Source organism: Lacticaseibacillus suihuaensis (assembly GCF_054785075.1).
Genome location: NZ_BAAGBJ010000001.1, coordinates 205,899 through 220,176, shown reverse-complemented (window position 1 = coordinate 220,176; position 14,278 = coordinate 205,899). Strand labels below are relative to the sequence as shown.

Annotated in this window: 11 protein-coding genes; 5 read left to right on the top strand and 6 right to left on the bottom strand. The window is 52.7% G+C overall.

Annotation, left to right across the window (positions count from 1 at the left end):
• The first annotated feature begins 284 nt into the window (after nucleotides 1–284).
• Nucleotides 285–2,348, top strand: a complete 2,064-nt coding sequence (locus ACYVRZ_RS01000; RefSeq protein ID WP_461224016.1) for a hypothetical protein — start codon at nucleotides 285–287, stop codon at nucleotides 2,346–2,348.
• A gap of 282 nt (nucleotides 2,349–2,630) precedes the next feature.
• Here ACYVRZ_RS01000 and ACYVRZ_RS00995 read toward each other — a convergent pair whose 3' ends face one another.
• The 4 genes from ACYVRZ_RS00995 to ACYVRZ_RS00980 form a co-directional block, all read right to left on the bottom strand.
• Complete coding sequence (locus ACYVRZ_RS00995) at nucleotides 2,631–3,350, bottom strand: class I SAM-dependent methyltransferase (protein WP_461224014.1); 720 nt, start codon at nucleotides 3,348–3,350, stop codon at nucleotides 2,631–2,633.
• Nucleotides 3,351–3,574: 224 nt separating this feature from the next.
• Nucleotides 3,575–3,988, bottom strand: coding sequence for a pyridoxamine 5'-phosphate oxidase family protein (locus ACYVRZ_RS00990; protein WP_461224012.1), 414 nt, complete (start codon nucleotides 3,986–3,988; stop codon nucleotides 3,575–3,577).
• Nucleotides 3,989–4,444: 456 nt separating this feature from the next.
• A complete protein-coding gene (locus tag ACYVRZ_RS00985) occupies nucleotides 4,445–5,119 on the bottom strand; it encodes a hypothetical protein (protein WP_461224010.1) in 675 nt (224 codons plus the stop codon).
• A gap of 29 nt (nucleotides 5,120–5,148) precedes the next feature.
• Nucleotides 5,149–5,667, bottom strand: coding sequence for a hypothetical protein (locus ACYVRZ_RS00980; protein WP_461224532.1), 519 nt, complete (start codon nucleotides 5,665–5,667; stop codon nucleotides 5,149–5,151).
• 11 nt (nucleotides 5,668–5,678) lie between these two features.
• Between ACYVRZ_RS00980 and ACYVRZ_RS00975 the strand changes: the two genes are divergently transcribed.
• Entirely contained in the window at nucleotides 5,679–5,840 is a 162-nt protein-coding gene (locus tag ACYVRZ_RS00975; protein WP_461224008.1) for a hypothetical protein, read from the top strand.
• Nucleotides 5,841–5,867: 27 nt separating this feature from the next.
• On the opposite strand, the gene ACYVRZ_RS00970 is transcribed toward ACYVRZ_RS00975, so the two are convergent.
• Nucleotides 5,868–6,881, bottom strand: a complete 1,014-nt coding sequence (locus ACYVRZ_RS00970) for a hypothetical protein (protein WP_461224006.1) — start codon at nucleotides 6,879–6,881, stop codon at nucleotides 5,868–5,870.
• Nucleotides 6,882–7,007: 126 nt separating this feature from the next.
• Nucleotides 7,008–7,562, bottom strand: coding sequence for a hypothetical protein (locus ACYVRZ_RS00965; RefSeq protein ID WP_262314610.1), 555 nt, complete (start codon nucleotides 7,560–7,562; stop codon nucleotides 7,008–7,010).
• A 1,294-nt stretch (nucleotides 7,563–8,856) separates the two neighbouring features.
• On the opposite strand from ACYVRZ_RS00965, the gene ACYVRZ_RS00960 reads away from it, so the two are divergent.
• Genes ACYVRZ_RS00960 through ACYVRZ_RS00950 form a run of 3 tightly spaced genes read left to right on the top strand, consistent with a single transcriptional unit; the run spans nucleotide 8,857 to nucleotide 14,065 of the window.
• Nucleotides 8,857–9,789 (top strand): restriction endonuclease, encoded by a 933-nt coding sequence (locus tag ACYVRZ_RS00960; protein WP_075760672.1) that lies wholly within the window; start codon nucleotides 8,857–8,859, stop codon nucleotides 9,787–9,789.
• Nucleotides 9,790–9,791: 2 nt separating this feature from the next.
• Entirely contained in the window at nucleotides 9,792–13,052 is a 3,261-nt protein-coding gene (locus tag ACYVRZ_RS00955) for a DEAD/DEAH box helicase family protein (protein WP_461224004.1), read from the top strand.
• Nucleotides 13,049–14,065: an Eco57I restriction-modification methylase domain-containing protein gene (locus ACYVRZ_RS00950; protein ID WP_075760674.1), complete on the top strand. Its 1,017-nt coding sequence runs from the start codon at nucleotides 13,049–13,051 to the stop codon at nucleotides 14,063–14,065. The genes ACYVRZ_RS00955 and ACYVRZ_RS00950 overlap by 4 nt, the downstream gene beginning before the upstream one ends.
• Nucleotides 14,066–14,278 lie beyond the last annotated feature (213 nt).

The following is a 14,278-nucleotide window of genomic DNA, read 5'->3' as shown; positions in this document are numbered from 1 at the left end:
AACGCAACGCGACTCAGGAGGATTCATTTATCAGCATAACTCGTGCGTCGAAGCGTCGATGACCAGTGATACAGGCAACCTTTTGGGGGGGATTGACTGCATCCGGTTGTCGCAGGCATATGCCAAGTGGCGCGTTCGACCACCCAGATCGATACTCTGACCATACCCTCAGCAACGCCTTTTTCACACAGCGTTCTTGAGACCGATTTTTCCAGACAGCTGCCTGACCAAATCTGATCGATTTGCTTGGGCTTTTTATTTTCCTCACGAAAGGGAGTATTTGAATGAAAATGCACAATGGCGCCAAAAAGTTATACAAGGCTCACAAAATGTGGTTGGCAGCCGGCTTGGCTGCGGCCACGCTGTTCGGGGTTCAGGCGCTGGGTCAAGGCACCGCGGTACAGGCGGCTGCTGTGACCACGACTGCTGCGGTTGATCCGACGGCAGATCTTCAGGCGGGTTTGGACGCCGGGAAAGCAGATGCTGAAGCTGGCTTACCTGAGAAAGACTTGTCCAACGATAAGACCGTGAGTGCATCGTATGTACGTGGCTATATGCTTGGATACGAGACAACTGCCGGAAGCTCATCGGCAGATCAACCTGCAGAAACGGATCCGACGTCTGCGGATACCACGCCTACAGATACGACGCCTGCCGAGACGACCACGCCTAGCGCCACAGATACCACATCGCTGGAAGCCGGAGCAGCGGCAGGTGAGGCAGATGCCAAGGCAGGGAAGCCGGCTTTGACCTTCACCACCAGCGACGCGTATGGACAGGACTTTGAAAATGGCTACAAGACCGCTTACGAAATGATTAGTAGCAACGTAAACGGCAGTGCCGAAACCACCGACCCGGCGACGACAACCACGCCGACTGAGACAACCGACCCCGCCGAGACCGCAACGCCAACCACCACAACCGATCCGGCCGAGACCACGTCGCCGGTGGACACCACCACGCCGACTGACACGCCGACCCCAACCACGACCGATAAGACATCCGCTGAGGCTGGGCAAGCTGATGGAATTGCAGATAAGAACGCGGGTAAGGCCGAGAAGACCTTCACCGATGGTGACGGCTACAGCGTCGCCTACAAGCAGGCTTACATGTTCGGCTACGAGTTCACCAAGGGCCCCGAGTCGACCGAGACCGAGACCGGCACGGATACTGACACCGATACCACAACCGACACTACGCCGACGGACGCCGACACGACTTCCGAAGAGGCCGGTATCGCGGCCGGCCAGGCGGATGCCGCGGCAGGTAAGGATGCAAAAACCTTTACTACCTCCGACGAATACAGCGCGGTTTACGAGGCCGGCTACAAGTTTGGCTTCACGTTTGCAGGCGGTCATGAGGCGGCCGATGCCGACGCCGGGAACACGGACGATGGATCTGCCACCGGCGCAATGACTGGTAGCGACACGACTGAGCCGACGACGGTTGCTAGCGATGAGCCCGCTGTTCCGGCCTACACCGGCGATCCTGCCACCAAGATTAAGGGCCACACCTTTGCAGAATGGGCAGCGCAACTGCTGAGTTTCGAAAAAGATATCGCGACGATGCACAACACGATGTCTATCGACTTGACACAGTCACAAATTGATTCGATTGCCGCAATTTTGAACCAGTTTGTCAGCGGCGCCACCACTTCGACTGGTACGACCACCACGACGAAGCCGACCACTGATACCAGCAAACCGACGACCGGAAACACGACGACCAAGCCTGCTGCAGTGGCAGATGCCACTATTCAGGCGTTGGTTGATACCTACAACCGCTACAAGGACGACACGTTCGGACCTCAGGCGGCGCAATCTCGTGAGGCTGCTGCAAAGCTGAAGGAGCTGGGCTACAACGTCGATGGCACCAAACTTGACGGGACCACGTCAGCGGCCACAGGGACGACAACCACAACAACGAAGCCAAGTGACAATGCGACGAAGCCTACAACTACCACCACGACCAAGCCGACCGCGGTCTCCGACGCGACGATTCAAGGGTTGGTTGATACCTACAACCGTTACAAGAACGACACGTTCGGGCCACAAGCCGCCCAGTCTCGCGCGGCGGCCGCCAAGCTGAAAGAACTGGGTTACAACGTCGATGGGAGCAAGATTGATGGCACCACGACGACCACAACGACCACAACGACCAAGCCAGCGACTGACACCAGCGCGACCAAGCCTGCAACCACGACTGCTGCGGATCCGGCCTACGTCCAGAAGTTGGTTGCCAGCTACAAGCAGTTCAAAGGCACGATGTTCGGCGATGCTATGGCGGCCGAATACGCTGCCAAGCTGGCAGCGCTCGGTCTTGATGTCGATGGGACCCCGCTCGACTAGTTAATTTTTCCAACATCAATGAGCCCCTCGATTTACTTCGGGGGGCTTTTTGATACAGGCGCCTGTTTTTAATTGGTCTAGTCTAAAAGGATGGTACGTTCTTGTTGACGTAATCGCGGCCAACGTCGCCGCGGAATTGAAGGCAACGGGTTACGTGCTTGCCTTGATTCTAGCTCACTGAATCATGAGATCGCTACTGCGAGGTCAGAGCACGCAATAGTCTAGAACATCACGGCATACAAAAGCGCCGAGAGCAACACGCTCCCGGCGCTTTCACGTAGTTCAGTGCTTATCGCCTCGGACAATCAGCATCATCGGGGCCCGGGTCCAAGGTGCGTGTTCGCGCCGATCGGCCGCGCTGCCCTGCGGTTCCACTAAGCCACTCAGCGTCAGACCTGCGGCCAGGACGCTGCCGATGATGGTCTGAAGCGTGTGGTGGTACTTGGGCACCGGCTGTCCCAGGAACGTGGTGGTGCGAAGCCCCTCGTCGAAGTAGTGGTCGACTGGCCAAACCGCGTCGCCGGCCGTGGTCTGAACCCATTGCTCGTGGCCCTCGGCGGTGAACAGGGGATGTTCGATGGTGAACAACACGGTGCCGCCAGGGGCAAGCATCGTCGCAATCCGCGCCATCAGCCCGGTCAGGTCAGCGACGTAATGCAGCGCAAGCGAGCTGATCACAAGATCGAAGCTGGCCGCCGGGTGAACAAAGGATGCGAGGTCGGCCTGCAGATAGGTGATGTGTGCGTTGTCAGTTTGGCTTCGGGCCTTGGCCAGCATGCGTTCGGAACTGTCGACGCCAATCACGCTTGCGGCGCCGTGTTCCGCGGCGTAGCGGCAGTGCCAGCCGTAGCCGCAGCCCAGGTCCAAGACGCGCTTGCCGGCGAGTGGTGGTAGCAGGCGCTTGAAATCGGGCCACTCACCGGCGCCCTTCAGGCCGTCCTGGCTGCGGCTCATTTTGGCGTATTCGTCAAAAAACGTTGGGTCGTCATAGGAATTGCTCATGGTTACCTCCTTGTGTGATGTTGACACACTTAGACAGCATAGCATCCGCTCCGCTGAATTGGAAGCGCTTGTGACTGGGACGGATTCCGTTCACAGGCAGGGCGTTTTGAATGGGCTTCCGCCTGGTTAGATCAGTGGTCGCATGTCTTACGCGTCGCGGCGGCGCAGTCGAGCCTAAGCAAAAAGCCGATGCAGCTTGTTTTGCATCGGCTTTTGTCAGTGTATCAGAACGTCAGGGTTGTGTTGCCGCGGAAGAACACGTCGGCCTCGGGGTAAGTCAGGGCGTATGCAAACATGTTGTCGCGAGCGGCCTGATCGAACATCTTGAAGCTGGCGTACTTCTTGTCCATCGCGGCCAAAAGCGCCGGCTTGCGGTCGTTGACCAGGGTCGCCGTTGCAGTTTTGACCCGCACCGTGCCGGCCGCAGTCGGGGTGGTGGTGAAGGCGACGGTCGGATGCGTTGCGAGCTCCTGTACCTTCTGCGCGTGACGATCGGTGCAGACATACACGGTATTGCTTGACTGGTCGAAGAGGAAGTTGACCATGCGGACGGAAGGATTGCCGTCTGCGGTTTGGGTCGCCAGCGCCAACTGTTCGGCCTGCTGGAGAATCTGGTGGTACGTGTCTTGAGTGGTCATGTGAAGGCTCCTTTCTTAGTCGCCTTCATTGTACGCCTTTTGCCGGGACAATTGCACCGATGCGGTTTGGCCGGCAGTCATCGTCGCGACGCTCACGCTAAACCCGTCCGAGGCCGCGCGATGGCTACCGCGGTTTGGGTGATTTGACGAAATGGCCGTGAGCGAGAACCTGTTGCAGGGCCACGCGCGTCTTGGCGGTGGCCCGCCGCTGTTCTTGCTTCTTGCGGTTCGCGTTGGATTGATGCTTGCTTTTCTTGACCAGGCCGGCCACCTCCCTTCGCGACCAATCATACCATACGCAGGGCGCAAGCGGCGAGACGTCGACCGGGATGCTGAGCAACAGCAAAGACCTCACCACCGATTTGATGAGGTCCTTGCAAATTAGGATTCAATATTGAGCGGTCGGGTCAAGCTGATCGTTGCACGATTCGGCCGGACGCTGCAGGCAACTGGAGACTAATCGCGAATGAAGCCTTGATCTTGCAGCGTGATGCCTTCGTCGGTTTTGAACGTGAAGCGCTCAAGATAGTGCCGGTTCTCGATTGCCTCGTAGAAGTGGAAGGCGAGTGGCTTGGAAAGGTCCTGGATGACGTGGCCGAGCCCCTTGCCAGCCACATACACTAGCACCTGCGCTTGGGGCATCACAACGACGCTGTTGCAAAATTCGGTCTGGAAGCTGCCGATGGGGTACTTGCCTTTAGGCTCCGGCGCTTGGTCAGACCCATCGGCCTCAAAGTCGGTGCGATAATTGATGACCACGCCATCTGCAGGGGCCTGACTGCCCCGCGGCAAGTCGAGGATATGAAGCGTGCTCAACCGCTTGCTGAGTCCTGCCGATGCCTTCGATGTGAAGGGGAGGCTCAAAACGGCCGGGGCTTTGCCGTGGTTGACGGCGACGATGCGGTAACCGTCCTTTTTCCCGTTATCACCGAGGTTGGCAGTGACGATGAATTTAAGTAGCGGTTTATTCTCGGCCTCGGCCAAAGACTTGGTGATCTCGCCCTGATCGGCGGCGATGTTGGTCTGACGTTCCGCTGACTTGTTGGCCTGGGCCGCGAAAATGAAGGCGCCGATGGCCGCACCGGTAGTGGCCGCAACGTTCAGCCAGTCGGCGATAGAACCCATTTCCATGATGCAAAACTCCTTTTAATGTTGACGAGTTACGAAATAATCTGATTTTTGATGCACGCGTTGATGGCCGTCAGCCGTTGGTCTTGCATCACGCCTTCGGGCAGGTGGGCATAAAACGCAGCGAATGCGTCAACGCTGGTGAAACCCTCTGGTTCCACGGTATTCTGGTTGTCGCCGTCCAGGCGGTGGTTTAAGTCGATGATGGCGTTGGTTGCGCCACGTGGATAAGCGTAAACAACGAATCCATGTACGAATGGCGGCACTTTGAGATGCTGACCGAGCACGTCTTGCAGCTGCGTTTTGGCCGTGCGAACCTGCTCTGCCGGGTTGCCGAATCCGTAACAGGCGGCGAGCGGCCGGTTCGGCTGGGCGACTATTGTGTACGGGGTGGTGCCTGACAGAACGCGAATTTCCGGTGGCAGCCCATCTTTGATTAGCGGCCAAAACTTCTCGCATTCAACCTGGAGCTGCTGATTGCAGACTTGATGATAGATCGTGCCTGCCCAGTACTTGGTTTCGAGGATGAACACCCCATGGTGACTGGTGATGAGGTGATGAGGTGATCGACCTGGCGGACAGTTGCTTGGCCGACTGGATTGAAGAAAAGATTGGCAAAAATGGTGAGCTTGTCTTCGGGATGAGCGAGCGAAAGATGCTTGAAGCGCTGATAGGTGAGGTATTCACCGCGGTTCGTGTAGGGACGTTCCGCCATCAAACTTGACCTCCTTTCGCGGTAGCACCGCTGGCCCTATTCAGCCTTCAGCTTGGCAGGCCCCTGACCATCGCCGTACCAGGTGACGCTGGCCGTGTCTGGTGTCAGATCAGCCAACTTTTGGGCAAGCGAGTCGAAGTCGACAGTGACCGTATCGCCTGCGCGGAAATCCAGCTTCTCGCGCTTGACGTCCCACAGCGCGTCTACGTCACCCGGCCTGACGGTTGTGCCAATCAGGTCGGAAATCTTTGCCGAGGTTTCTTGATCGATGTAGACGCCCTTAATCGTGTCTTGCGTGTTCTCCCAGCCGGTCATGTGTACGTAGAGATGGTCCTTGAGCAGCGACTTGACGTTAATTTCTTGTGCCTTGGGCATGCTGTCGAAGCTCTTTTCAAGTTTGACGCCGAAACCGGTTTCGTCGGTAACCGTTAAGTCGACTTGGTACCCGTCCTCGCTATACCCGAGGTCTTGTTTGCTAGCCGCCAATGAGTCTACGGTTAGATTATCCAGGTCGTTGGCGACCTGGTCTAAGGCACCTTTTTGTTCGCCGCTCAGAGAGACGCCTGAGTCATAGTACTTAGCAAACATATCCGGAAAGTGCAGCGCTCTGAAAGAGGGCTCCATCTCCGTCATTTTTTCGTTAGGAATTTCCTGTGCCGTCGCTTTCACATTAATGATCTTAAGAACCGTCGCAGGGTCAGCGCCGTACTGAGTTGAAAGGTAGTTCGCGATGTTAGTGAGAAGCTGCTGTTTGTCCCAGTCTGCCATGGGGCGGCTCTCTGTTCCTGTGATCGAAAGGGTAATGCCTTTGAAGATGGCATCTGTTTTCTTCTTTTTTGCCTCTTCCTCAGCGGTTAGCCTTTTGGGTTTTTCACTCGCCATTTTGGCTTTCTTTGAATGTGATTTTGCCTTGACGCTACTTGCCTTAGTGCTACTGCTTGATTTTGACGCAGTGCTGGTCTTGTCCTTGCTTGCACAACTGCTCATTAGCAAGGCGACGCCGAGGCACGCCATCGCGCCGATGATTCGGCGCCAATTGTTGCGTTTCATAGAGTTTCTCGCTTTCTCAGACGTGATGGGATCAGGTGATTGATGCGGGGACTTGGCCAGTCCAACGAACAACACGTGCCGCCGAGCCAATCTGAACATCGGTACGCTGCCGTCTGGCCTGACCGCCTACTGCACGTCGCTCATGTCCTCGTCGTTGAGCCGCTTCATGTACAGGCTGTTGTCGGTCTTGTCCGCATTGGCCTCAAGCGCCTGCTCGATGACCTGTTGAACCGCGATGATATCGGCCTTGTTGAAGAACGGAACGCTCAAGGCGTAGGCTGTGCCGCTTTTTTCGATGAACAGCTTGGTCAAAATGCCATTGGCAAACATGACCGCACCGACAACGGCGAGAATGATGCCGAGCAGTGGCGAGGACGGGAGCGTGAACAGGCCGACCAGCGCGATGATGAAGCCCCAAAAGAAGCGGCTTGCCTTGTAGGCGGTGGAGATTGAGGCGCCTGAGATATTGTTCAGCGGAATGGTCTGCTTGTTTTGCCCGGCGGGGATGACCCCGAGCATGGTATTTTGCTCCGTGATGTGAACGCCGCGGTAGTCCACGGAAATGTGGCCCTTGATGAAGAACAGGAACACGCTGGCGGCAAAATCTTTATCGATCCATGAGCCTTTGCGACTCTTCTTGACGTTAACGACGGTTTCGCCGTTCTGGTTGATTTCTGGCATAATTGCTTCCTCCAAGTAGGTGTGAGTGATGAAAATTAGGCAACAAAAAACCGGCCGATTAACAAGATTCCTAGAGGTCGAACAGGCGTCCGTTACGAATATGCAACTCCTGTTTGAATCTATTTGTCTTAGTAGCCGGCCGGCTATCATTTTAAAAAAGGCATATAAACCTATTGATATATCGTGCTAATCTTACTACATAACGGCGGCTAGCGGAAGCCCTTGGTAGAAGACTTTTTTCAATAATTTGAGGCCGGGGTTGTTGGCGCCGGATTCCGACTGTGGTGGGGGTAGGACGTGGTAAGACGGCGGTGCGAGGCCGCCGAGTCGCGAATACCCGCCCCGACCCGGCGTGGCGGCCTGTCGAAACATCAGGCCCCAGTCGTTGCGTGGCCATGATTTTGGTCGCGTGTCAGGCGGAACAATGTCTACGCCCCAAGCGAGTCAAACCGCCGCGTTGACCGGTTACGCGGCAATCATCGCCAACTGCCAAGACTGCAGCCGAAGTTCGCGCCTAGCTCGCCTCAGGCCACACTATTGCGTCACCGCATCGCGACCCGACAGATCGTTGCGGCAATCGATGCAGAATCCGGATAGTCGAGTTGGGAATGAAGAGACGAGACGGCAGCGGTTCAGGCCGAAGCGGGGCGAGCGTTCGAGGACGGGCGATGGGCAAGCCTTGAGTCCTCGGCAGCATTGGCATCTAGGCAGCGTCTACGTTATAATGGGATTATGCACAGCGCCGCGAGTCGGCGCTGTTTTCATGAGCGTTGCCAGGCGCAATCGGTGCCGTGGCAAGTAACTGGCCGCATTAGGAACACGTTGCGGCCGCTTTATCTGAACGACTCAGCGAAAGGAACACATTATGTCAACTATTAACTGGTTGAACCAAGGCTGATTGGCAATGCGACTCATGGTGGGTATGGAAGTTCTGACAAAGCTGAATAGCAATTAGCCGAAAAGCCCGTTAATCCGGGCTTTTTGAGTACAATCAAGGCGGCTTGTCAGATTCCCAACGCACTAAGACTCCAGGGCAAAATCTGTTGGTTTTGAGCAATACTTGGCAAAGAAACGCGATTTTTGCCCACGAATTTGCCCACGTTTTCTCCGAAAATTGATTGGATAGGGAGTCGGTACATTCAGATAGTCACCCGGGGCATATGCACACTGTCTTGCTGAACAATATCTTTAGCAGGTCCAGCCGTTACGCCGCTAGTACGAGAGAGTTGACGAGTTCAGAGTGCTATAATTGTAAAGAAAATATCGCGTCGGTTAGCTAAAGGAGACTCCCCATATGATGGCACCAAAGTTGAATCCGGCCGGCTCCAAGGAAGACTATGAGCCGACTGACGTTTCGGAGAACATGATCCGCGAACAGATGCCAGATATTCTAGATATCTTGTTGATTGATCGCACGATGTCAACACCCAAGCACCCGAAGAATATTATCTGGGCCAACGATAGCTACTTACAATATGGTGTGCGACCCTATGCGGCTAGAGCTCAGATTTTGCCTGGTCTAGTGACTGGGACAATGAGCCAAATCATCAAGCCTCGTGCCCTCAAGTCGCAAGAACTGAAAAAGGAACGGACGAAATCGAAAGCAGAAGTCTTCACCCCCACATGGGTAGTCAAGAAACAAAACGATGCCGTTGACCAAAATTTTACCAACGACAATCTGGAAACATACACGCAGCGAACGTGGCTTGAAATCACTTGTGGTGAAGCACCCTACATGGCAACGCGTTACGACATGGAAACTGGTAGCAGTGTCGCGATTGCAGACCGCGTGGGCTTTGTTGATCGAAAACTGCGGCGAATCAGTGCTGAGGTAGACGATGCAGCCGAATGGCAGCGACTTGTCGAACTAGCTTATCAAACTAGCTATGGTTTCGAATGGAGCGGGGACTCGTTGTTGCTCGCTCGGGAGAACCTCCTGTACACGTATCGTGATTATTTTGTCGCCAAGTGGCATAAGGAACCCAGCCAAGGGTTGTTCAAGCAGATTGCCGAGATCATCAGTTACAACATCTTCCAGATGGATGGCTTGAAATACATCATTCCACTAAGCGAAACAAAAGAAAAAGTCGTTCATGAGGAAATCTCTTTGTTCGACGAAGACGACGATGCAGAGGCCATCACCTGGATCACCAAACCCGGTAAACGGGTCAAGGTGATGAACTGGTCCAAGAATAAGATGGAATTTTTTGATAAGGAGCTTGCGTAGGTATGGTAGAAACGGCGAAAATCAAAACCACTAAAGTGATCTATCCTCAGATTTATGCGTACACATTGCCAAAGGTCGAAGATGACCAGGGCTGGATCAAGATTGGCTATACCGAGCGTCAGGATGTCGACGTCCGTATCAAAGAGCAAACCAAGACGGCCGCCATTAACCTGGAATTTGATAAGCTGTGGTCCGCACCAGCGAAGTTTAGCCGAGGCGCCGAGTGGTTTACTGATACCCAGCTTCATGCCTACTTGCGTAAGTATAAGAATAAGGAGCAACGCAAGGGGACTGAATGGTTCTACTTTGATGGCCATCCAGAGGAAGCCTACGCTGACTATGAGGCCTTCCGTGATGGCGACCGTAAGCAGTCTAACGAAGCACTTTCGTATACACTCCGCCCGGAGCAAGAGGCTGCGGTCAGTCAGACGTTGGATTATGCCAAGGGTCATCCACATGGCGAGTTTCTTTGGAATGCCAAGCCTCGTTTTGGTAAAACGCTGGCGACGTACGATCTTGCCCGGCGGCTCGATGCAGAGAAAGTGCTTGTTGTTACCAACCGACCAGCCATTGCCAACTCTTGGTTCGAAGATTACCAGAAGTTCATCGCTTGGCAAACGGATTTTGCTTTCGTTTCAACCACCGACTCGCTCAGTGATAAGCCCTCCATGTCGCGGGATGAGTTTCAGGCTCAACTCGACGGCGGCAAAGACCGCATGATTGCTTTCATCTCGCTCCAGGATCTAAAAGGGGCAATTCCTTTCGGTGGCGCAATCAACAAATTAAAATGGGTCAAAGACCTGGATTGGGATTTGCTGGTCATAGACGAGGCCCATGAAGGCGCAGATACATTTAAGGCTGATGTGGCATTTGACAAAATTAAACGGGCATTCACTTTGAACCTGTCTGGTACCCCGTTTAAGGCGATGGCATCCGGCAAGTTCTCTGATGACCAGATTTATAACTGGACCTACGGTGATGAACAAGAGGCGAAAGCAAACTGGCCCGTTAGCAGTGAAGAAAACAACCCTTATGAGAAGTTGCCCAAGCTGAACCTGTTCTCGTATCAGATGAGCTCAATGATTACTGATGAGGTCAAGACGGGGGCGAAGATTGATGAGGACTCGGTCGACTACGCGTTTGACCTGAACGAGTTCTTCCTCACAAATGATTCGGGTAAATTCGTTCATGAAGCGGATGTTCTGAAATGGCTATCAACCCTCACTCATAACGAGAAGTATCCATTCTCAACCCCAGAATTACGGGCTGAACTAAAGCACACTTTCTGGTTACTGAATCGCGTCGATAGCGCGAAAGCCCTCAAACGCCTGTTGGATCATGATCCGGTGTTTGAAAACTATCACGTTGAACTTGCTGCGGGTGATGGTAAGACGGACGACGATCAGATTATCAATGAAAAGGCACTTGACCGGGTGCGAAAGGCCATTAAGGATTACGACAAGACAATCACTTTATCTGTCGGCCAGTTGACGACCGGGGTGACTATTCCCGAATGGACGGGTGTGTTGATGCTGTCCAACATGAAGTCACCAAGTCTCTACATGCAGGCCGCGTTCCGATCTCAGAACCCGTGGACGTATTCGGAAAATGGTGAACCCAAGCAAAAAGAGAACGCGTACGTGTTCGATTTCGCACCGGAACGGACGTTGACGCTCTATGACGACTTTGCCAATAATTTATCCAGTCAGACGACTAACGGGGGTGGGACGGCTGAAAATCGCAAGGACCATATCAAGCGGCTCCTGAACTTTTTCCCAGTGATTGCTGAGGATAGCGAAGGCAAGATGGTCGAACTGGATGCCAGGCAAGTGCTGACGATTCCAAAGACCATCAAGGCACAGGAGGTCGTGAAGCGCGGATTCATGTCCAATTTGTTGTTCCAAAATATTGGCGGCATCTTTGCGTCAACTGAAGCCCGCGAAATTCTCAATCAGCTGAACCCAGTCGACGAAGGCAAGTCTACCCCGCGGCAGACAAGTGATCCAATTGATACGAACGACGTTAAAGTCGATCAGAATGGTTCAGCCGTTGTCCCCGAGGAGACGGTTTCCATTGTCACTAACGCGCACTTCGGCGAAAAGATTTATGAAGACATTCAAAATACTGCCGATGACGCCGTGCAAAGTTCAGATTCATCCCTTTCTGAGACGATTGCTAAGAGTTTTACTGACAACACGCTCGATGCGGTCAAGGACATCGCGAAGGAGAATGGTGTTACTGCCAAGACCGCTGAAAAGGTTGTAAAGCAAAGCGCAGACGTGATTGCGCGTACAGTCGAAGTGCTGACGACTAACTCCGGTATCGAGGTCAACGAAGCAAAGGCGGACTACGACAAAGGCATCGCAGAAGCCGAGCATGATTCAGCCAAAGAGGCCGAGATTAAGGCTGCATTTGATGCGCGACAGAAGGAAATCCAGGATAATCTGCAACAGCAGATTTCCGAACAAGTCACAGCAGCTGTCCATGAGCAGACTCAGAAAGCTGCGGAAAACGTATTGCAGCAGGCGGAAGAGAAAAAGAAGAGTACTGTCGAAGATGATGTTCGGGCAAGGCTTCGCGGCTTTGCTCGGACAATTCCGTCCTTCTTGATGGCTTATGGGACCACTGAGACGACGCTCGCCGATTTTGATACAACAATCAGTGATTCAGTGTTCAGAGAAGTCACCGGCATCACCCTTGACCAGTTCCGTACATTACGGGATCAGTATCATTTCTTTGATCAAGTTGTCTTCGATGAGTCTTGCCAGGAGTTCTTGAGGAAGCGAGCCGACTTGGCTGATTACTTTGATGAAAGTCATGACGAAGACATATTCGACTATATTCCGCCACAGAAGACGAATCAGATCTTCACGCCCAAGAAAGTCGTCAAGATGATGATTGATAAGCTGGAAGAGGAGAACCCAGAAATCTTTAGTGATCCGGATAAGACCTTTGCGGACTTGTATGTTAAGTCTGGATTGTACTTGACTGAAATCGTCAAGCGACTGTATGTCGGACTTGCTGATCAGATACCAGATGCACATGAACGGCTAAAGCATATTCTTGAACACCAGGTATACGGCTTTGCGCCCAGTGAGATTATCTACCACATTGCCCGCAACTTTGTTTTTGGCTTTGATGACGCCGTTAAGGACATTGACGACTTGCATATCGTATTTCTTGATACAACGCCATATGCGCGCGGTGAGGGCGACTTTGAAGCCAAATGTGATGAACTGTTCAGAAAGGGGGACTTGAAATGAAATTTGACGTGGTGGTGGGGAACCCGCCTTACCAAGAACCTGGCGAGGCGAGAGATGAACCAATTTTCCAGTATTTCTATGACCTGGCTGATAAAATGTCTTCTCAATATTGCTTAATTTCGCCAGGTAGATTTCTCTTCAATGCTGGACAAACACCGGAGTCCTGGAATAAGAAGATGTTGGCAGATGATCATTTAAAGGTGCTCTTTTACGAACAGAACTCTTCAAAGGTATTCGCCGGGACGGATATAAAAGGCGGCTTGGCGGTTATTTATAAAGATGCTTCGTCAACTGTCAGACCAATTGGTATTTTTAGTCAGTATTCAGAGTTGAACTCAATTTCTCACAAAGTTGCAGGTACCAACCCTCATTCGTTTGCAAATTTGGTGCAACCACAAGGAATTTATAAGTTCTCAGATTTGTTCTTCAACGATTTCCCTGACGCGGAAAAGATGCAGGGAAAGGGGACCAGGAACAAGATAGTCTCGAGGTCATTTTCTGGGATGCCATTTGCATTTAAGGATGGGCCAGCTCCGGATCAGTCCTCAATTCAAATGCTGGGTCTAGTCAGCGGTAAAAGAGAATATAAATGGATTGAGAAGAAGTATTTGGAACTACCACCTTCCTTTGACAAGTGGAAAGTTCTCGTGCCTGAGGCTAATGGATCCGGTGCAATTGGCGAAGTGCTTAGTACGCCCTTAATCGGGCAGCCCTTAATCGGGCATACTGATACTTTTTTAACAATTGGAGAGTTTAATGAGGAGTCTGAGGCCCGCAACGTTTTGGCATACATCAAAACAAAATTTGCCAGAACGATGTTAGGCGTATTAAAGATTACGCAGCATAATTCTCGCAAGACTTGGACGCAAGTCCCGTTACAGAATTTCACTTCTGAGTCTGACATTGATTGGACGGTAACCATTCCTGAAATCGACCAGCAACTGTATAATAAATACGGATTTGACAAGGGAGAGATTGATTTTATTGAGTCAAAAGTGAAACCAATGGGTTAACAACATTTGAGCAGATATTACCATCATTGTAAGTTCTTGGGCTTTACCTTCAAGTGCTTGTCTTGCTGGCCAGGATGTTTCCTGATTGCATATTCTCTTGATGGGGGCGGGATTGAGAAACTATGGGCATCTGGTGAAAATATCAAATAACGATTGCACTATTCGAGATTAATTTCTAGAAGTGAAAGACTGAGTGGTCTTAAGAATGGAGAA